The sequence below is a fragment of the Rothia nasimurium genome (assembly GCF_928381415.1).
Lineage (GTDB): Bacteria > Actinomycetota > Actinomycetes > Actinomycetales > Micrococcaceae > Rothia > Rothia nasimurium_H.
In genome coordinates this window covers 35,886-54,736 of record NZ_CAKMSF010000004.1, presented here as the reverse complement: position 1 = coordinate 54,736, position 18,851 = coordinate 35,886, and the positions used below count along the sequence as shown (strand labels likewise).

The following is an 18,851-nucleotide window of genomic DNA, read 5'->3' as shown; positions in this document are numbered from 1 at the left end:
TCGTACTATTCTAGCGTGGACGGGCGGACGCTGAGGCGCGCGCCTTTTCCACGAGGGTGTCGTCAATAACGACGGGGGTGAATTCACCGTACTTCTTGATTGCTGCCTGCTTGATGAGGAAGTCCGAGATGGCAGGGTTCTTGGGCAGCAGGGAGCCGTGCAGGTAGGTTCCGATGACGTTGTGGACGCGGGCGCCCTCGCCGGAATCTTCCTTGTTGTTGCCCTCGCCCTTGGTGACGGTGGCCAGGGGCTTGGTGTCGCCGGAAAGATAGGTGAGCCCCGAGTGGTTTTCGAACCCGATGATGGTGCCGAACTCTTCAGATTCCTCTACGATGTTGCCGATCAGGCGTTCTTCGCCGCCGACGGTTTTAGCGTCAAAGACGCGAATACCGTTGAGGGTGACGCCGCCTACGGTTTTGAACTCTCTACCGAAGAGCTGGTACAAACCGCAGATGACCAGCATGGGGGTGCCGTCTTCTGCCAGCATGCGCAGGGTTTCAGCGTTGGCGAGCAAATCGTCCTGAATCACGGACTGGCCTGAATCCTGGCCGCCGCCACCCACAAAGATATCGCCATCGAGCGGGAATTCATCACCGGGGTTATAGTCAACGATTTCGGTGGTGAAACCGTGGGCCTGGGCCCGGCGGGAAAGCGACAGGGTGTTGCCCCAGTCCCCGTAGATGTTCATGTCTTTGGGGTAGAGCTGCACAATTTTGAGGCTCTTGTTGTTGCCGGTCTGGGTGATAATCTGCTCGCCCACTTCGACCGGTGCGTTCTCAAAATCGCTCATTAGATTTCCTCCACATCGGTGATTTTCGCCAGTTCCTTACGGATGGCCAGCATGGCGGTGTAGGTGCAGAAGATGCGCATGGGGCGCCCCTCTGACTTGGCAATAAAGGTGGCGAGGGCTTCTTCGAGGTCCTCGTTGATGTTTTCTACATAAACATCGTCGTGCTGCAGGCGCAGGGCCATGTCGTAGGCGCGCACGCCCGACACCATGGTGACGCCGCCCTGGGTCAGAGAGTGGAAATCAACGTCCCAGAGCCAGGAAACGTCGCGGCCGTCGGCGTAGGCGTCGTTGATGGTGATCATGGTGGCGTAGTCCTTGGCATCGGCGGATGCCAGCGACAGGCGGAACCCGCTGGGGTTCTTCACCAGAAGTAGCTGCAGGGTCTGGCCGTTAACGTTGAGGGTTTCACCGCGGCCAAAAGCCGGGGCAATATGCTCAAGTTCAGCCAGAAGTTTAGTCTCGTTGAGGGAATCCCCCATGACTTCGCGCGTCAGGGCCATTGCCGCAGCGGCATTGAAGATGTTGTAGACCCCGTAGAGGTTAATAGTGCCCGCCAGCTCCTTACCGGCAACATCGAAGGTGGCGGCGGTTCCCTTGAAGTCCTTGAGCAGGACGGACGCCGCCGGCAGCTCGGGTGCCAAAAGACCGGCGTCCGCGCGTTCGGCACCCTCGGGGCTGGTGCGCAGGTCGTCATCGGACGGGAACAGGGTACGCAGCTTCTCAGACAGGCCGAAGTAGCTCACCCGGGTGCCGGGCTGAATATTCTCAGCAAGAGAACGAATACGCGGGTCCTCGCGGTTGAGCACCACGGTACCCGTTGTGGCACCGGCAACCGTAGCCAGCATACGGCGGGTCGTATCAATCTCACCGAAGCGGTCTAGCTGATCACGCAGGACGTTGAGCAGCAGCGCGTAGTTGGGCTTGACCTTGCGTACAAAGTGCACCGCGTGAGCCTCGTCCAGCTCAAGTACCGCGATGTCAGCGTCCAGCTTACCCGCCAGGTTCATCTCACCCAGCAGAGCAGCAGCTACGCCCCGCACGAAGTTCGACCCGGTGCGGTTGGTAAAGACCTTCAGGCCCTGGGCTTCTAGCAGCTGCACCACCATCTTGGTAGTGGTCGTCTTACCGTTCGTACCCGAAACAACAACGACACCACGCGGCAGCTTAGCCAGCTCCTCCGCCACAAAATTAGGGTGCAACTTCTCCATGACCAAGCCCGGGAAGGCAGAGCCGCCCCCGCGCAACTTGGTCGCATAACGAATGCCTTGGCCAACAAGGCGAACAACAGGTCGTGACATGGTGACTATCTTACCGGGTTTGTGTATGCTTCGAACCTGTAATGACTACTTCCATGAACCAGCTTGTACCCTTCCCCGAATTTATCTGGCGTGACATCACCTGGCGCGACAGGGCCCCCTACCTTAAAGTTGAGCCTCTTCTTGACGGTCAACCTAGCGGTGAGATTGAAACTATTGCCATTACCCCGGGTAGCTTCCTCGGCCTTACTGCCCTCCCGGCGGACGTCCGCGGCGCCGGTACCTACTGCAGCGGTTACTCGCGAGCAGCTGTCGACACCATTGGTTTTCACCAGGTTCCCTGCCCAGCTGGGAACACCATCACTAAGGGCAAGCAGTGCGACTCCTGCTTGGCCCGCGACGAGTTCGCACCCATTCACCGCATTCACCTGGGCTCCCGCATGAACGAGGCAGCTCTGGCCTATGTCAACCTTGAACATTATCTCTACATTGCCACTTTTCCCGATGGCACATCTAAGGTCGGCACCGCGTCCCTGCACTCCAACCCCCGCCGTCTGGACGACCAGGCTGTTGCCGCAGCCACCTTCGTAGCCCGAGCAGACACCGGCATCATCGTGCGTCAGCTGGAAGACCTGGTCTCGCACGAGGCCAACCTCACCCAGTTCAAACGGGCCTCCACCAAATACAAGGCCTGGGTTGACCCGGCCAGCACCGAGCGCCTCAAATCTGAGCACTACATGGCCGTGGAAAACGCCACTTGGGCTCTCGAAGATGCCCAAGACACCGTTGAGGGTTTTGATATCACCGCGGACCGCTGGGTGCCTTCCCTGGCAATGAGCCGGGCCTACGCGTCCTTACGCGCAGAAAACCCCGAGCCGCTCACCGCCTACCCCACCCTCACCGAAGGCACCCACGGCTTCTACATCACCGGTGGAACCGGGAAGTTCCTCACCGCCCACTTCGGCGACCCCGACCAGACCTTCCTGATCAACACCGCAGAGCTCTCCAACAGAGCCTGCCGCCAGCACGGGGAACTCACTCCCCCGGCGTCCGTGCAGGAATTGCTGTTCTAGGAGGTCAGTAGGTAAGCCAATAAGCCCGCTGGCTCGGGGCTGGCGTGAATGATATCGAGCGCCCCAGCGCGAGATATCAGAGGGTCGGCGGGCGGTTGGCTTACCTACTGCCCTCAACTATCCCAGGCAGCACTGAGCAGGTCCCGAATCTCGTCCAGGGTCTGTGTGACCGTCTTGGTGCCTGCCACGATGGGCAGGAAGTTCGTGTCGCCGCTCCAGCGGGGCACGATGTGCTGGTGCAGGTGGGCGGCAACCCCTGCCCCGCCGACCTTGCCCTGGTTCATACCGATGTTGAAGCCGGCTGCGCGGCTCACCTCCCGCAGGATTCCCATGGCTTTCTGGGTCAGGGCTGCAATTTCGGCGGTTTCCTCCAGTGTTGCATCGTCATAGTTGGGAATGTGCCGATAGGGGCAAACCAGCAGATGCCCGGGGTTATAGGGGTAGAGGTTGAGAATGACGTAGGCGTGCTCACCGCGGTGCACAATCAGCGACTCAGTGTCGTCATGGTCAGGGGCGTCGCAGAAGGGGCAGGTGTTCTCGGTGTAGTCTTTCTGCCCGCCTTTCACATAGGCGCGGCGGTGGGGGGTCCAGAGCCGCTGGAAGGCGTCCGGAACCCCCGGTAGCTCAAAATCATCGGTGGTGTAGTGAGGAATTTCTACCATACCCTCAGTTTATCCCGAAGGGCAGGTAGGACGCCGCCTAGCGCCGGGTGCGCCAGGCCCGGTGGTACTGGGCAGGAGCATAATCGATATCGACCTTGAGCTCATCAGCCCAGTGCAGGGCGAAGGCGGGGTTACGCAGAGCCTCCCGGCCCACCAGCACCACATCAGCCTGCCCCGACCCCACAATAAACTCAGCCAGACGCGATGAGTTAATCATTCCAACAGCCCCTACCGGCAGACCGCTCTCGCGCTTGACCTGAGCAGCCATTGGAACCTGGTAACCCGCATAAACATTAATCTTTGCCGGGTAGTTACCGCTGGTGGAGATATCGGCAAAGTCCACGCCGTCCTCGGCGAGCCAGCGCACCACCTGTGAGGTTTCCTCAACGGTAATACCGCCGTCAAGGAACTCGGTAGCCGACAGGCGCACAATCAGGGGCATCTCGGCGGGCATGACATCGCGCATGGCACGGGCAACTCTGCGCGCGAAGCGGGCCCGGTTTTCCAGGGAACCACCGTAGGAATCTTCACGTCGGTTAGAGAGGGGCGAGAGGAACTGGGTAATCAGGTAGCCGTGGGCCCCGTGAATCTCAATGAAGTCAAAGCCAGCAGCTACCGCGCGGGCGGCCGCCGAGGCAAAGGCCTGAACCAGATCGTCAATTTTCTCTTCGGTCAGCTCCTCGGGTTCTTTCAAGCCGGGGTAGACAAGAGCGGACGGGGCCAGCGTAACCCAGCCACCCTCGTCCTCGCCCAGTGAACCACCGTCGTGCGGCACCAGCTCGCCGGGGGTCGAAGCCTTTCGTCCTGCGTGAGCAATCTGGATACCTGCCTTAGCTCCCCCGGCGTGAATGGCATCGACGACGGGCTTGAAAGCTTCGGTGTGGTCGTCGCTCCACAGGCCCAGGCAGTAGGGGCTAATGCGGGCGGCGGGTTCAACGCCGGTCATTTCGACGATGACGGCACCGGCTCCACCCCGGGCTAGAGCCCCGTAGTGGGAAATGTGGTAGGCGGTGGGCTTACCGTCCTGCTGGTCAACCGAGTACTGGCACATGGGCGGAACCCAAAGACGGTTACGGGTGGTCATAGAACGCAGGGTAAAGGGTTCAAAGAGGGGCGAAGTCATGTTCATTCGGCCTTTCAGGTGGTGTTGTGCACCTGTTTCAACCGGATGCGAGGCCAGGATATTCCCGCATTAAAGGGTAAACTTGCAGGTATGCAAGAACTGACCGAAGCTGCCGTCCGCTCGTCTTTTATTAACTGCTCTAAGGGCGAGGCTAAACGCCTCAACCTACCCAGCCTCAAGGAGCAGAATTGGGACGACCTGATTTTCCTCTCCTGGCTCGACCCGAAAAGCCCGCTCAAGGGTTGCCTGGTCGTGGAACGCGAAGGGCAGGTGCAGGGCGTGCTGCTGCAAAAGTCTAAGGCCCAGAGTAAGGCCGCTCAGATGTGCCAGTTCTGCTTGACTCTGCACCCGGGGTCGGGGATTTCGCTGTATACGGTGGCCCGGCCGGGTGAGTCGGGGCGACGCGGCAACACCATCGGCACCTACCTATGCTCCAACCTGGCCTGCACCGACTATGTGCGGGGCAAGAAAAAGCCGGCGGGTATCCGCCAGATGGACGAGACCCTGTCCCTCGAAGAGCGCATAGCTCGCACCCGCGATAATGCGGTCAGGTTTATTGAGCGACTGGTGGAGGGGGCCGCATGATTCAGATTGAGACGCTCGCGCCCACCCAGTCTGATTTGGTCCAGGAGCTCTATGACCAGAACCCTGATTACTTCCTACGGATTTCTGGCCGCCCCGCTCAGCCTGGCTCTGCGCTGGAAAACCTGACGGTCTTCCCATCCGGTTTACCCCACTCCCCTGTGCTGTTGGGAGCCTTTGAGGGCGGACGCCTGGTTGGGGTTTTAATTGCTGTGTTGGGTTTCCCCAGTGAGGAGTTTGCCCATGTAGCCCTTGCCTTGGTCGATGGGCAGGCGCAAGGACGCGGGGTGGGCCGGGCCTTGCACGACGCCCACTTGGGTGTGGTTCGGCAGCACCCAAATATCAGCACCTTACGTTTGGGAATTGTGGCAACTAACGCCGAGGTCGCTGAACCTTTCTGGCGGGCCCTAGGCTACACCCCTAGTGGTGAGGTCAAGGATTTTTCCCAGGGTGATGTGGTTTCAACGGTGGAGATTTTTACTCGGCCGGTAAATGTGGCGTGGAAAATCGAATCTAATTTTGTTCTTCAGCTGCCTTTACGTTAATTAGGTTGTCTAAGTTCTATCGGACGGCTCATAGCGCAACCGCCTCTTTGAGGGCGAAGTCAGATACCTTGTTCTTGAGAATACTGGATGTTACTACATCAACAGAGACGTTGAGAATTTCACGGAGCATCTGCGACATTCCCGCTAATCGCATGAGTCTTCTACGGTCCGATTCGTGCAGGTCCACCATGATATCGATATCGCTCGTTTCGTCTGCATCCCCACGTGCCACTGACCCAAAAAGTCGCGGGTTACTTGCACCGTACTGTTCAAATACTTGATCTATTTCAGCTCGGTGCTCTTCAACCAGGCTCCGCAGTTTGAGGGTTTCGGGTGTGGCTTTCACAAGTACTAGTTTAGTTGGTCAGGGCTTTGTCGCGGTAGTCTCTCATCGCTGCTGCCAAGTCTTCTATGCTCATACCCTCTGGTAGTTTCATGGCCATAGTTGAGATAACGATGGTTGAGTTCGCTGCACCTTCATGGGTAACCCTGGTGAAGGTGCGGATTCCGGTGAGGGTCCAGTTATAGGCGTGGGTGTCGGCGATGACTGCCCTGATTTCTTTGCCCTGCTGATCGGCGGTGATGTCTCCGATGATGCTCCACAGAATCAGGTGGTTGCCGTGGTCGAGGACTGTTGAGTGGTTATAAAACCCTTCGGGCGTGAGAATGAGGGCGTATCTGCGCCGGTAGTAGTTGATAAAGGTGAAGATTCCAGCGGCTATACACCCCACTCCAGTTGCCAGGGTGCGGTGGTATCTCCAGTCCGGCGGGTTGTGGAGGAACCACACGCCCACCGCTATCCAGCCCACGCCAATCAGGAAGCTCATGCCGAGCTTCTTGGGGATTCTCATCGTTGAGTTTTCTGGGGTGTTCACAGTTTTATTGTACGGAAAGCCAGACATAGTGCTCACGCAGATTTTGCATAAATCAAGGTTTACGGGAGGAATGAGCGCCCTAGTGGCCTATACGGAATACCCTTCTATTTTCTGAATAGCTGATCGTGCGTTCCGGTTCTTTGGAAGTAAGCAATTTCTTTATCTTCACGCCAAATCAATAACCAGTCGCCAGCATTAGCTATATGGCATTCCTGGCTCCCCAGCCACTCACCTTTAAGAGTATGCATACGGTGCCGTTGACGCAGTACCTGTTGAGCTTCTGTAGTATTTTCCAACACTAGGCTGATGACTTCGCGCAACGCGCGCATATCCATGTGCTTCTTTTTCAGACGCTTAATATCACGCTGGAAAGCGGAGCTATACTCCGCGGCAAGACTCAATTAAATCCCTAGGTCATCGAAGAGCTCTTCTGCGTTAGCAAACCTTCCCTTGCGGCCGCTGGCGAAGAATTCTTCTGCTTCCCGAATTGCTTCGAGCGAATCGGCATTGGGTTTGGGGTCGCCCACCATAAAGGGGATTCGATTCTCACGGATAGCCTGCTTGACGAACATGTTGATCGCGGTGGACATGTTGAGCCCAAGCTCCTTAAAGAGAGCTTCGCCTTCTTGTTTCGTTTGAGCATCCATGCGGACGCTAATACTGGTAGTAGCCACCACAAACCTCCTGAAGAATAATACACTGTATATACAGCATAGTATTTTGAGTGCTGGAGTGGCACCCCTGCTGGCAATCTAGAAACACCTTTTTACCCCCGACTGTCGGCTAATGCTTGTTTACCTGTAGCCACCAGATGAATTGATTACAAAGAAAAGAGTGCCCTTGTATATACGTGGGGCGTTCTTTCTTGTTCTACGATCGAGGCGAACTGGGTTTAAGCAGCGATTTTCGCACTGAGTAGACGATTGAGGCTTATCCCCTGCTCTTGGGCTTCCATGGCTACACGCCGGTGGAGTTCAGGCGGAATGCGCAGGCTGAGATTACCTGAATAAGTCCTGTCAGCAAAGGCCTGGGGAATTTCTTCACCATTGGCATGCATGTCTTGAGCTACTTGAGCGACGAGGTTTTTGATTCCGCTCAGGGCGGCTAGCTCGTCGGGTTCCAGCCAGGAGAGGGAAGGCATTTCGAGGACGGTTGCGACGTATTCTTGGTCTTCTGGCGACCAGGTAACACGGTAGGTGTAGTGTTCAATCATTGGTCTGTCCTTTGAGTTTGTTGATAGCTTGGAGGGCTTGCTTGACCTGGTATGGCTTTGCGTAACCATTTTTGTTTTGAATATTGACGCGGGGGTCGCCTTGCCATGGTGTTTTGAACACAGCATGGGAAGTGCCAGATTGTCGTGCGGGGCCAAAGAACCTTTCGCAGATGGAGACCAGCTCTGCATAGCGGACGTTTTGGGGTGCACTTTGCATTTGAGCTAGTATCTTTTCTTCCTTACCCATAAAATTATGGTATTGCTATTGATACCATCATTCAAGGGGCAAGAACCCTCTTCAGACAAAATTCTTCAGGCGCACCTCATCGAGGATACTTCTCAACTAAACTTAGCAGTAATTACCATCACAGCTAAGAGGGAGTTCCCATGAATCAGGTAACTCAACAACTGACCGGGTATTTTAGGGATGTTCAAAAGCGTTCAAACCTTGTAGATCAGGCATTCGGTCAACAGAACAAATACAAGGTCATTCCTTTCCTCGATGTCAGATTAGGCAAGCTTTCTGAAGAGGACACCCAGGAACTCTTTGACTGGGATGCCGATGCCCAAGGGCGTTTCAAAAAACCACGCACTCAGTCTGGCTCGCAGAAAGCTAAGCCCATTGACGTCATTATCTCGGTGGTGACCCTTACCGACACTGAGAGTGACACTAAAAACGGTCTAGCTCTAATCGCCGCAAAGCTAACCGACAAAGGTGAGCTCCAGGCTGATATCACCTCGATAGCTCCGTGGATTCCGAGTTCTCGCCTACAGTCCCCCAGCGTCATTGACCACGAGTTTATGGTAGGAACTCTCGCTAACTATTGGCGATGGAGCAATACGAAGGGTAGCGAGCTAGCGTCAAAGATTGAGACCTGGGCGGACGTTGTCGATTACAGTACCAGCATGTATGAGGGCGTGTTTGAACCCGCTTTACAGGTAGGAGTTGACCCTCGGTGGGTCGTTGACGTTGATAACTGTTATGTCACCCCGGGTACGGTAATTAACGCTAACGCCCACGTTCTGAGTCTCTATCAGTTCCTTCATGCGACGGACCAGAGCACTCCCCTGTACGAGGGTCTCTTGTCGACCGGAAAACCGCAAAATTTTCAGTCCGATGCTATTGACACCAATGCTGATACTCTTCTGGAATCTGCCCTGCGTGCTTGTGGAAGTATGAGCGATCAGTTCCCACTGACGGCTTCCCAGCGCCGAGCGGTACACGCTTTCTTGCACGATGGTTACGGGGATATCACGGCTGTCAGCGGCCCTCCGGGCACCGGCAAAACCACAATGCTTCAATCTGTAGTTGCGAGCATGTTGGTTTCCCATGCTTTAGAGGCTAAACCGGCACCTCTGATTGTGGGCATGTCGACGAATAACCAGGCTGTTACTAACATTATTGACTCCTTCGGTTCGGTCACGAAGGATGATCCAGGTGTGCTTGAACATCGCTGGCTATTGAAGGCTGAGGACGGGGCAGCGTCTTCAGATTTCCTAGGTGGCCTGGCAGCCTACTGCCCCTCCCAGGCTAAAGCAAAGGAAGCACGTTCTAAGGGTTACCTATTGGAAGACACTGCCAAGAAAGGTGTCTACAGCGAGTATTCCTCAGAGGCTTACCTACAGGAAAGTACACAATATTTCCTAGAGCAGATCAGCGATTACTATGCTGCCTTCTCGCTCCCAGCCGTCAACAGTCTTGAGCAAGCACAACGAGGATTGGCGGCCTTCCTTAAATCCTGTGAAGAGCAGAAACGTGCTCTGCTGCGTGCCCGTCGGGAAGCAGACCGACGCGTCCACTCAACGAGTGCCCAGCTCACAGAAAATCTGGCTAGACTTTCGCAGGAGCAAAGTATCGTTCAAAGCAGGCTGGACGCATGGAGCGCTCAGTCAGCCTCTCCCCTGCCAGCTGAAGTAATCATCAGCGCCACCTATGACCCTCAAGAGCCAGCGGATGAATTTTCTACTGTCGAAGCCTTTGTTGATTTTTACCGAGCTCGTCTAGATGAAATCGGTCTTGTGCTTTCGAATATCGACAACCGAATCGCTGCGGCTGTAACTGAGGAAGAACTTGCTTTACACCAGTTCAGACAGCAAGCTGAACCGATTATCAGCCAGGTTCGCTACCTTGCACTTCTTAGTGACGCTCAGGTATCTCGGCTGATGAATGCAAAGTCCCTTCTGGAACTTGACCAGGCACTTGATATCACCCTACGCTATGTCGAGTTTTGGCTAGCTGTACACTACTACGAGGCTGAGTGGCTACTTGCTGCTACTGATGAAGAGCAGCTCATTGCTGATAAGGAACGATTCAAGAACACTCCCGAGTTAATGGTTAGGTACTGGGAGCAGGTTGCCTCCTTGACACCATGTTTTGTGATGACTGCCTACCAGGTGCCGAGATACTTTAAGCTCTATGCCCCTCAGGGTGAGCCCGACAACTTCGATTTGGAACGTATTGACCTGTTGATTGTTGATGAGGCTGGACAGGTTGATACCTCTGTGGGTGCTGGCGCTTTTGCTCTTGCAAAGCGTGCCCTCGTCGTTGGCGATGTCCAGCAGCTAGCTCCGGTGTGGAGCCTTGACCCAGAAACCGATCAAGGTATCGCCGAGGCGCATGAGCTGGGTTGGCGCTGGGATTTCATGAAGGAATTCGGGCTAACTTCCTCTCATGCATCGTCCCTGATGTTAGCAGCTGCCCAGTCTTCAAATTGGGTGTATAGCGCCAAGAACTATCCTGGCTTGTTCCTGTCTGAGCATTTTAGGTGCCATACAGACATTATCGAGTACTGCAATGATTTGCTCTATGACGGCTTGCTTGTTCCTTCGCGCCCCCTCAAGGGCTACAAGCTTGAGGGTAAAACTCCTGGTGCTTTCCTTTTTCAGATAGTCGAGAATTCACAGGACCGTCGAAACGGTTCTAGCCGGGTCAATAGCCACGAAGCTGAGGCTATTGCAGACTGGATTATCGGTAATTTTGAGTACTTCCGTGCCATCTACAACCCCGATGCTGATGCTGCAAAAGATAAGTCTCTGTTTGCTGTGGTGACCCCTTTTGCCGCTCAGGCACGGGAAGTCAGGAAGACCTTACGGATGAAGAGTGAGGATCTAGCCAACAAGGTAACTGTCGGTACCGCCCACACTTTGCAGGGCGCTGAGCGTCAAGTTGTGCTGTTCTCGCCTGTTTACGGTGATAATTCTGATAAGGCTTCTTTCGTGGACAGCACTCTTGAGCTGATGAATGTTGCTGTTTCCCGTGCCAAGGATTTGTTTATTGTCTTCGGTGGCCAGCGGCGCTGGGAGGATACTGGCCCTGTCTTTGGACTAGTGCGCCAACGCGCGGTTATTGGCCCGCACTGGTTTGGCAACGGTGGCTCGCAAGGTTTGGTATCGGAAGCACCCGTCAGCTTTGTGGAGGAGAGGACGCCGCACCCTACTCCCCCTGCACCTGTATCTGCACCCACGCCGGTGCAGCAAGCACCATGGGCCCGACAGGCGGAACCCCCAATGAGCGTTCCGCAGCCAGCACCTTTTCCCCCTATAGCACCAGAGCCAAAAATGGTTGACCGGCATGAGCCTGGTTATCTGATTGCTACTGAGCTCATTGACAGGTGGAAGGAAAGCGGTGTTTTGCCGGAGGGCTCAAAAGTAAAGGCCCAGCAGTTCAATGCTGCTATGGATGCAGCTGGTTTGCTCACCAAGATTGATGGCACCTGGTGCCCAACTGCTGAAGGTATTTCCATCGGTATTGCCCAATATCAGGGCGGTTCAGGAGAGCGTACTTATGTCAGCCCAATCTACTCCCCCCAGGCTCAAAAGATTTTGGATATTATGATGAAAACAAATCAACTAATGTAACAAAATAGGCAAAACTTAATTAGTTTCCAGAATAAGAATACAAGGAGGCTTAATCAAAAGTAGGCACGCACCCCACACCCACCAACTAGACAACGGCCCCACCCGCGGCAAAAATATGAGCGTAAAATCTCTACAAATAACCTCAAACCATACCGGACAAGACCGTTGCTACACCAGCGTACAACCGGCCTCACAGCCACGCAATTCGCCACGCTACACACAGCCCTCACCCATCACCTCACCTGGTCAAAACCAGGCGGAAGACCACCGCCATAACCTCACCGAAGAACTCCTCGCAGAACTTTTTGCTGTCTCTCAATCGACAGTCTCACGAGCTATCAACACCATCGAAAAGGCCCTGGAGAAGATTCTCACTGCGCTGATTCAGCCTTTGAAAGAAAGCCTCAAAGCACCAGGATCTTTGGTCCTCGATGGGACCCTGATACCCACGTAGAATTGGCGTTCAGTTGGTAAAACAAATTTCTCTTGAAAGCACAAACGAGCCGGATTCAACCACCAAGTCATCTGCACCCTAGATGGCAGACTCTTAGCCATCACTGACCCACTGCCCGGAGCCAGGCATGATGCTCATGCCTTTAGAGCTCATGGGTTAGATCAGCTGCTGGATTCATCGACTTTGGCTAATAAGGGTTATGTAGGTCTGGGGTTGGCTACCCCGGCCAGGCGCAAGCCGGGCCAACGGCTGAGTCGGAAGCAGAAGTGGAATAATCGGGTGCTGAATCGGCTACGGTCGGTGGTGGAGCGGGTTATCGCTCAAATCAAGACTTGGCGGATTCTTCATACGGGGTTTAGGCGGCCGTTGGGGTTGTATGGGCGGGTGTTTTCTTCTGGTGCGGGGGGTTGGTGTTTTTGGCTGCGGGTGGGACTTTTAAATAATCCTCAATAACCCACTCTGTTCTCAACAGGCCAATAGACCTAGGAAGAATGTGTCTCAATAAACTCGCACAAATGGATGAATATAATAAGAAACAGGAGGGGGATAAAAATAAAATCCCCCCCTCTCAACTAGCATCTAACTAACTATTATTAAAAAATAATTTATTCCCTAAATTACATATCCCACCCAGTGATGTGTAATAACAACTCTATATATTTTTAACTAAACGATCAAATTGAATGGTACGGCATCCATATAATTTTTCAAAGTTATCTGCAGTTGTATTCTGAGATTTCCGACTATCTCTACCTTTATATCTTGTCTGAGTTTTTTTAACATTGACGTCAATAAAAGCGTAAAATAGTTTATCGAAATCTTTAAAAGAGAACTGTTTTCCCCAGAAATTTTCAAGGATTGAACAAATATAGTCAGCCACGCTCTCAGCACCTTTAAGCTGATTTGTTAAAAACTCCTTTTCTTTTTTTCCTTTCTTTAGTTCGATAAAGATTACTAATTTTTTAGTGGGATATATGATGATAAAGTCTGCTCTTTTACATTCAGATCGCGTGTTCCTAAAAAAACCTTTGGGGGAAGGAAACATGTCTGCATTAATAACTATAGCATCCTGAGGGAGATTCCGAATTTTTATTCTGGAGTCTGCATCTTGAGGTTCTAAAAGCTCTACTTCAGTCTTTTCATAGTCATCGATTTTTATTTTGACCAGCGCATCTTCCCCCATGAGTTGATAGATCGCCTCCTCAAATGTCATCCTTGACCACTTCCGTCATCTTTAACATTTTCTTTAAACTTTTCTGAATCGAAATAATAGATTTCACTCTGGACTTCATCAATTTCAACAAGAGTCTCATCAAATGATCCAACTTCAATTCCAGAATCTATTTCAATTAAATTCTTAACCAAAGTTAGATTTTTTGACTTTCTATCTCGACCTGGCAAAAAGATTGATTTATAACCTGTAGAATATGCTGACACCCTATCCACATCTAACAGTTCTGTATCCGAATACTTAAACTGATTCAAAAAACTATTTCTGTACTTTTCAGGAAGGGAATTAAGCATAATCAACGTATTAAGTTCTTTAATAAAATAATCACTATGAGTAGTAACCATAACCTTTAAGCCAATTTTAATAAGACTAGAAATCAGCCTTGCCATATTCCTCTGATTAGCCGGATGCAGATTCAGCTCAGGTTCATCGATAATCAGCAAATCTCCCCTTTTTACACTATGTCGCAAATAGGAGTCAATAATCACCATTGACCTAACAGAACTTGCCCCATCATCCATGCCGACACTCACCCTACGGTTAGAGTTTGGAGTAAAACGCAACTCATTAGATTTATTTAATTTGAATTCGCCGCCAGATATATCAACTAATCTATTTAGAATTTCTGGATGACTTGAAGAAATATAGCTTTCTTTTTTAAATTCATCTTCCAAATCTCTAATATAGTTTACATTATCCTCAACTGGAACGGCATATGCAGATTCATCAGAAGCATCTAACAATGTTCTGACCATATCAGTAGAATTAGAGTTATTTGCTTCGCGCAACATTGTCAGAAGCTTATTTCGAGAGAAATCTAGCTCTCGCCTAAATAAAGCTACACCTGTTCGCTCTGCACTAGCGATAAAAACTCTGGGGAATATATTACCAAAAATGAAGGTTGAGAGAATGTGATTCACCACATCTTTAAGCATTGAACGTGGTATTTCCAGACCATCTTCTTGAAGCATTGTTACTTTTAGAACTTCAGGATTTTCGCTAGAATTTTCTGCAGTAATAATGTCAGTTTTACTATTTCCACTTCGAACAGAATGGTGGTAATCGCTAGGTGGACTAACTTCTGTTACATCAATTTCAATTTGAAATTCACTATTTTCAAAATTTTTTCTCGGTGTTCCAAATACTCTATATAGTTGGCGAGTATAGCGACTACAAGACTCATCAACGATTTCCTGCAAGTTGGGAATGAAAGTTTGCAGATTGATATAGACGACGCCTTTTTCATATAAATTATCCAAAATGTGGTCGGCCTGGGGAATTTCGACAAATTGAACCCATCTTCTCAAAAAACCATAGAGTGCGTACGTCGAAAAGGTTTTCCCTGTGCCGTTTTTTCCAGAAATAATTGTTAAATCTTTAACTTCATATTCAGCAAACTTAATAGGTCCTAAATTCTGAAATTTGACTTTAAAATTCATTGTAAATACCCCTTATTTCTTGGGATCCTCATTCATCCGCTCTTCAATATGCTTCACAATCCGCTCCACGGCCTCGTCCACGGGCACGCCGTTTTCCTGGGAGCCGTCGCGGAAGCGGAATGAGACAGCGCCGTTCTCGGCGTCCTCGCCACCGGCAATCAGGATGAAGGGCACCTTCTCCTTAGACGCGGTACGAATCTTCTTGGGGAAGCGGTCGGTACCGTAATCCACCTCGACGCGCACGCCGCGAGCCTTGAGCTTGGCAGCAACCTCACCCATGTAGTCATTGAAGGCCTCAGCAACAGGCACACCGATCACCTGAACAGGGGCCAGCCAGGCAGGGAAAGCACCGGCGTAGTGCTCAATCAGCACACCCATGAAACGCTCAAAGGAACCGAACTTGGCCGAGTGAATCATGACCGGCTCCTGGCGGGTGCCATCTGATGCCTGGTATTCCAGACCGAAGCGGGCAGGCTGGTTGAAGTCATACTGAACGGTAGACATCTGCCAGGTGCGGCCAATAGCGTCCTTAGCCTGAACAGAAATCTTGGGGCCGTAGAAGGCAGCGCCACCCGGGTCAGCCACCAGTTCCAGACCGGTCTCAGCGGCAACCTTCTCCAGAACAGCGGTAGCTTCTTCCCACTGCTCGTCCGTACCGATGAACTTGTCCTTCTTATCACCCTCGGTGTCGCGGGTGGACAGTTCCAGGTAGAAGTCGGTCATGCCGAAGTCCTCCAGCAGGGAGAGCATGAACTTGAGTAGGTGGGCAACCTCTGCAGGTGCCTGCTCCTTGGTGACGTAGGAGTGGGAGTCGTCCTGGGTAATCATGCGCACGCGGGTCAGACCGGAGAGCACGCCTGACTTCTCATCGCGGTAGACAGAACCAAACTCAAAGAGACGCAGGGGCAGCTCACGGTAAGAACGGCCACGGGAGCGGAATATCTCGTTGTGCATGGGGCAGTTCATGGCCTTGAGACGGTAGGCCTGACCCTCGTCCTCCATAGCCGGGAACATGCCGTCCGCATAATAGGGCAGGTGGCCGGAGGTGTAGAAGAGATCTTCCTTAGAGATATGGGGGGTCTTAACGTACTCGAAGCCCTCTTCAATGTGGCGGGCGCGCACGTAGTCTTCCATGGCACGCAGAATCACGCCGCCCTTGGGGTGAATCACGGGCAGACCGGGGCCAACGGTCTTGGGGAAGGAGAAGAGGTCGAGCTCTTCACCCAGACGGCGGTGGTCGCGGCGCTCAGCCTCAGCAATGCGCTCCTTGTAGGCAACCAGCTCTTCCTTAGAAGGCCAAGCGGTGCCGTAGATACGCTGCAGCATGGGGTTCTTTTCAGAACCGCGCCAGTAGGCGCCACCGGAACGCATCAGTGCGTAACCGTTAGCAATCAGCTTGGTATTGGGTACGTGGGGACCACGGCAGAGATCCTTCCAGACGGTCTCCCCCTTCTTGTTTACGTTGTCGTAGATGGTGATTTCACCGGCACCGACCTCAACGGAGGCACCCTCAGCGGCGTCGGCACCGGAGCCAGGGCCCTGGGAGAGGGTCAGCAGTTCCAGCTTGTAGGGCTCGTTTGCCATCTCGGCCTCAGCCTCAGCCTGGGTGACCACGCGGCGGCGGAAGGTCTGACCGCTCTTGATAATCTTCACCATATCCTTCTCGATCTTCTTGAGATCCTCGGGGGTGAATGGCTCTTCAACATCGAAGTCGAAGTAGAAACCGTCGGTGATGTAAGGGCCGATGCCGAGCTTGGCGTCCTTGCGGTAGTTCTGCACAGCCTGGGCCATGACGTGGGCGGCTGAGTGACGCAGGACGTTCAGGCCGTCTTCTTCATGGACAGAAACGGGCTCGACAGCGTCGCCGTCAGTCAGTTCGGTGGAGAGGTCAACCAGGGTGCCGTTGATACGGGCAACGACGATCTCGGGGTTCTCTGCGAACAGGTCGGCTGCGGTGGTGCCAGCCTCAACCTGCTGAGCGGCACCTGCGACGGAAATAGAAAGAGCGGACAAATGTGTCTCCTAGGTTTGTGCCCACCCCTACAACGGGTGAGCTGTCGTTACATCTGCACGGTACGAGGGTGCAGAACAAACCTTATTTTACCGCTGGTTAGGCTACTTTGCGCCCTTTGCTAGGGCGCGGGTATCGAAGTTTCTGCCAGCAAGGTAGGAGCGGACGGTCAGGAAGAGGCAGTAGCCCACCACCAGCACAGGGGCGAAAAGGACGGACGCCTCCCCCAGCACCCCGGTCATGGCCAGGTTAATGACTTTGACGGCTAGCACCAGGGCAAGGGCCAGGCCGGAAAAGGAGGGAACCACGGCCTGAGTCTGGGCGTAGAGACGGCGGGCAGAGTAAACTCGGGCGTCCAGGCCCAGGGCCTGCGCAGCGGCCAACTGGCGCTGCCCCTGCTTACCCGCGTGAGGTGAAAACGCGTCGTGGGCCTGGGCTGAAGCGTCCTTGCGTGCCATGCGCCCCATAGCTGCTCCGCCCCACCAGATAAGGGCAAGAAGAGGAAGCAATACACCTGTCAGCCCGAAAACCGACCAGACGCTCTTGTCCGCCCAGCCGTCCGCCCGACCCCACAGGTTGTAATGCACCGGGATCTGCTGCGGCAGCGACGGGTAAAGCAGAGCCAGGTATATCATCTCAGCTACTACCAGTCCCAGGGCCACAAGGAACCAGGTGCGGTTGGGTTTGATCGGCGGAAAATCTTGCGTGGACATGTCAGCTCCTTTGCCCTGTCACCTGCACATTGATTGTCTAGACCTATTTGTTCTTCTTGATAGCAGCCGTCTTGGGTGTAACCTTGGCTCCTGCCAGAGAAGCCTTCGCGCGGGACTTCTTAAAGGTCACGTCGAGCCCGTCCACAGCTTTGAGGCGCTTGCGCATGACCTTGATAGCCTCGGGGTTCTGGTCAATCATGAGGAAGTTGCGGTCAAGCTGGGCGCAGGCGTGGCCGGTGGTGCCAGAGCCGCCGAAGAAGTCCAGCACCCAGTCGCCGGGTGCACTCGACGCCTGCACAATGCGGCGCAAAATACCCAGGGGCTTCTGCGTGGCATAGCCGGTCTTCTCCTTGCCGCTGGGTGAAACAATGGTGTGCCACCAGACGTCCGTCGGCAACTTACCAATCTCAGCCTTCTCGGGGGTAACCAGCCCGGGCGCCATGTAGGGCTCGCGGTCAACCGCCTCAGAATTGAAGTAATAGTTCTCGGGGTCTTTCACGTAGACCAGGATGTTATCGTGCTTAGCAGGCCACTTCTTCTTGGACTTAGCCCCGTAGTCATAAGCCCAAATAATCTCATTCAAGAAGGACTCGCGACCAAAGAGGGCATCGAGCACGACCTTGGCATAGTGAACCTCGCGGTAATCCAGGTGCAGGTAGAGGGTGCCGGTGGGCTTAAGCAGACGCCAGGCCTGCATGAGACGGGGCTCTAGGAACTCCCAGTAGTTCTCAAAGGAGTCAGAATACCCGTAGATATCGCCCTTGATAGTCTCGTAGGTGTGACCCTTGTAGCCGACCCGGCTACCGCCCTCGGTACGCACCGTCTTGATACTTTGACGCTTCTGCACCTTGCCCGTATTGAACGGCGGATCAATATAAATGAGCTGGAAACTCTCTGCGGGCAGGTTTTTGAGCACGGCAAGATTATCGCCGTGAATCACCATGCTGGTGCTATCTGCTGACCACAAAGAACGTTTTGACACAAGGTACAGAATACCCCAAGGTCACCGCCTACTGCCCGTGCGGC

General features: G+C 53.5%; 20 protein-coding genes and 1 pseudogene. 6 read left to right on the top strand and 15 right to left on the bottom strand.

The window, feature by feature from the left end; translation table 11 throughout:
* Positions 1-10: 10 nt before the first annotated feature.
* Positions 11-790: a type 1 glutamine amidotransferase gene (locus L7A20_RS05585; RefSeq protein ID WP_272878546.1), complete on the bottom strand. Its 780-nt coding sequence runs from the start codon at positions 788-790 to the stop codon at positions 11-13.
* Positions 790-2,097, bottom strand: coding sequence for a Mur ligase family protein (locus tag L7A20_RS05580; RefSeq protein ID WP_237222825.1), 1,308 nt, complete (start codon positions 2,095-2,097; stop codon positions 790-792). The genes L7A20_RS05585 and L7A20_RS05580 overlap by 1 nt, the downstream gene beginning before the upstream one ends.
* Before the next feature lie 44 nt (positions 2,098-2,141).
* Between L7A20_RS05580 and L7A20_RS05575 the strand changes: the two genes are divergently transcribed.
* Positions 2,142-3,119, top strand: a complete 978-nt coding sequence (locus tag L7A20_RS05575; protein WP_237222704.1) for a hypothetical protein — start codon at positions 2,142-2,144, stop codon at positions 3,117-3,119.
* Positions 3,120-3,232: 113 nt separating this feature from the next.
* Here L7A20_RS05575 and L7A20_RS05570 read toward each other — a convergent pair whose 3' ends face one another.
* A complete protein-coding gene (locus tag L7A20_RS05570) occupies positions 3,233-3,781 on the bottom strand; it encodes an HIT family protein (RefSeq protein ID WP_237222703.1) in 549 nt (182 codons plus the stop codon).
* A 37-nt stretch (positions 3,782-3,818) separates the two neighbouring features.
* A complete protein-coding gene (locus L7A20_RS05565; protein WP_237222702.1) occupies positions 3,819-4,904 on the bottom strand; it encodes an oxidoreductase in 1,086 nt (361 codons plus the stop codon).
* 90 nt (positions 4,905-4,994) lie between these two features.
* Here L7A20_RS05565 and L7A20_RS05560 point away from each other — a divergent pair, with 90 nt between their 5' ends.
* On the top strand, positions 4,995-5,489 hold the full coding sequence (locus L7A20_RS05560; RefSeq protein ID WP_237222701.1) for an FBP domain-containing protein: 495 nt from the start codon (positions 4,995-4,997) through the stop codon (positions 5,487-5,489).
* Positions 5,486-6,031: a GNAT family N-acetyltransferase gene (locus L7A20_RS05555; protein WP_237222700.1), complete on the top strand. Its 546-nt coding sequence runs from the start codon at positions 5,486-5,488 to the stop codon at positions 6,029-6,031. Before L7A20_RS05560 ends, L7A20_RS05555 begins: the two co-directional genes overlap by 4 nt.
* 28 nt (positions 6,032-6,059) lie before the next feature.
* Here the strand turns inward: L7A20_RS05555 and L7A20_RS11980 are convergent, their stop codons facing one another.
* From L7A20_RS11980 to L7A20_RS05525, 6 genes are all read right to left on the bottom strand, one after another.
* On the bottom strand, positions 6,060-6,377 hold the full coding sequence (locus tag L7A20_RS11980; RefSeq protein WP_272879213.1) for a nucleotidyltransferase family protein: 318 nt from the start codon (positions 6,375-6,377) through the stop codon (positions 6,060-6,062).
* Between the two features lie 10 nt (positions 6,378-6,387).
* A complete protein-coding gene (locus L7A20_RS05545; protein ID WP_237222698.1) occupies positions 6,388-6,882 on the bottom strand; it encodes a hypothetical protein in 495 nt (164 codons plus the stop codon).
* 128 nt (positions 6,883-7,010) lie between these two features.
* Positions 7,011-7,307: a type II toxin-antitoxin system YafQ family toxin gene (locus L7A20_RS05540; protein WP_237188272.1), complete on the bottom strand. Its 297-nt coding sequence runs from the start codon at positions 7,305-7,307 to the stop codon at positions 7,011-7,013.
* Positions 7,308-7,580 carry a type II toxin-antitoxin system RelB/DinJ family antitoxin gene (locus L7A20_RS05535; RefSeq protein WP_237185758.1) on the bottom strand — a complete coding sequence of 91 codons (273 nt, stop codon included), beginning with the start codon at positions 7,578-7,580 and terminating at the stop codon, positions 7,308-7,310.
* A gap of 218 nt (positions 7,581-7,798) precedes the next feature.
* Positions 7,799-8,119, bottom strand: coding sequence for a type II toxin-antitoxin system HicB family antitoxin (locus L7A20_RS05530; protein WP_237201289.1), 321 nt, complete (start codon positions 8,117-8,119; stop codon positions 7,799-7,801).
* Positions 8,112-8,366: a toxin HicA gene (locus L7A20_RS05525; RefSeq protein ID WP_237201290.1), complete on the bottom strand. Its 255-nt coding sequence runs from the start codon at positions 8,364-8,366 to the stop codon at positions 8,112-8,114. Before L7A20_RS05525 ends, L7A20_RS05530 begins: the two co-directional genes overlap by 8 nt.
* 140 nt (positions 8,367-8,506) lie before the next feature.
* Between L7A20_RS05525 and L7A20_RS05520 the strand changes: the two genes are divergently transcribed.
* The 3 genes and pseudogenes from L7A20_RS05520 to L7A20_RS12090 form a co-directional block, all read left to right on the top strand.
* Positions 8,507-11,977, top strand: a complete 3,471-nt coding sequence (locus L7A20_RS05520; RefSeq protein ID WP_237222697.1) for an AAA domain-containing protein — start codon at positions 8,507-8,509, stop codon at positions 11,975-11,977.
* Positions 11,978-12,092: 115 nt separating this feature from the next.
* Complete coding sequence (locus tag L7A20_RS12095; protein WP_423817429.1) at positions 12,093-12,431, top strand: helix-turn-helix domain-containing protein; 339 nt, start codon at positions 12,093-12,095, stop codon at positions 12,429-12,431.
* Between the two features lie 48 nt (positions 12,432-12,479).
* Positions 12,480-12,884: pseudogene (locus L7A20_RS12090) on the top strand (transposase family protein); the annotation flags it as partial.
* A 199-nt stretch (positions 12,885-13,083) separates the two neighbouring features.
* On the opposite strand, the gene L7A20_RS05515 reads toward L7A20_RS12090, so the two are convergent.
* The 5 genes from L7A20_RS05515 to L7A20_RS05495 all read right to left on the bottom strand — a co-directional run bounded on the left by L7A20_RS05515 (position 13,084) and on the right by L7A20_RS05495 (position 18,768).
* Positions 13,084-13,644 (bottom strand): hypothetical protein, encoded by a 561-nt coding sequence (locus L7A20_RS05515; protein WP_237222696.1) that lies wholly within the window; start codon positions 13,642-13,644, stop codon positions 13,084-13,086.
* Complete coding sequence (locus L7A20_RS05510; protein ID WP_237222695.1) at positions 13,641-15,101, bottom strand: AAA family ATPase; 1,461 nt, start codon at positions 15,099-15,101, stop codon at positions 13,641-13,643. The genes L7A20_RS05515 and L7A20_RS05510 overlap by 4 nt, the downstream gene beginning before the upstream one ends.
* Positions 15,102-15,113: 12 nt before the next feature.
* Entirely contained in the window at positions 15,114-17,114 is a 2,001-nt protein-coding gene (gene thrS / locus L7A20_RS05505; protein ID WP_237222694.1) for a threonine--tRNA ligase, read from the bottom strand.
* A gap of 102 nt (positions 17,115-17,216) precedes the next feature.
* Positions 17,217-17,825: a DUF1648 domain-containing protein gene (locus tag L7A20_RS05500; protein ID WP_237222693.1), complete on the bottom strand. Its 609-nt coding sequence runs from the start codon at positions 17,823-17,825 to the stop codon at positions 17,217-17,219.
* Between the two features lie 43 nt (positions 17,826-17,868).
* A complete protein-coding gene (locus L7A20_RS05495; RefSeq protein WP_237222824.1) occupies positions 17,869-18,768 on the bottom strand; it encodes a DNA-methyltransferase in 900 nt (299 codons plus the stop codon).
* Between the last annotated feature and the right edge of the window lie 83 nt (positions 18,769-18,851).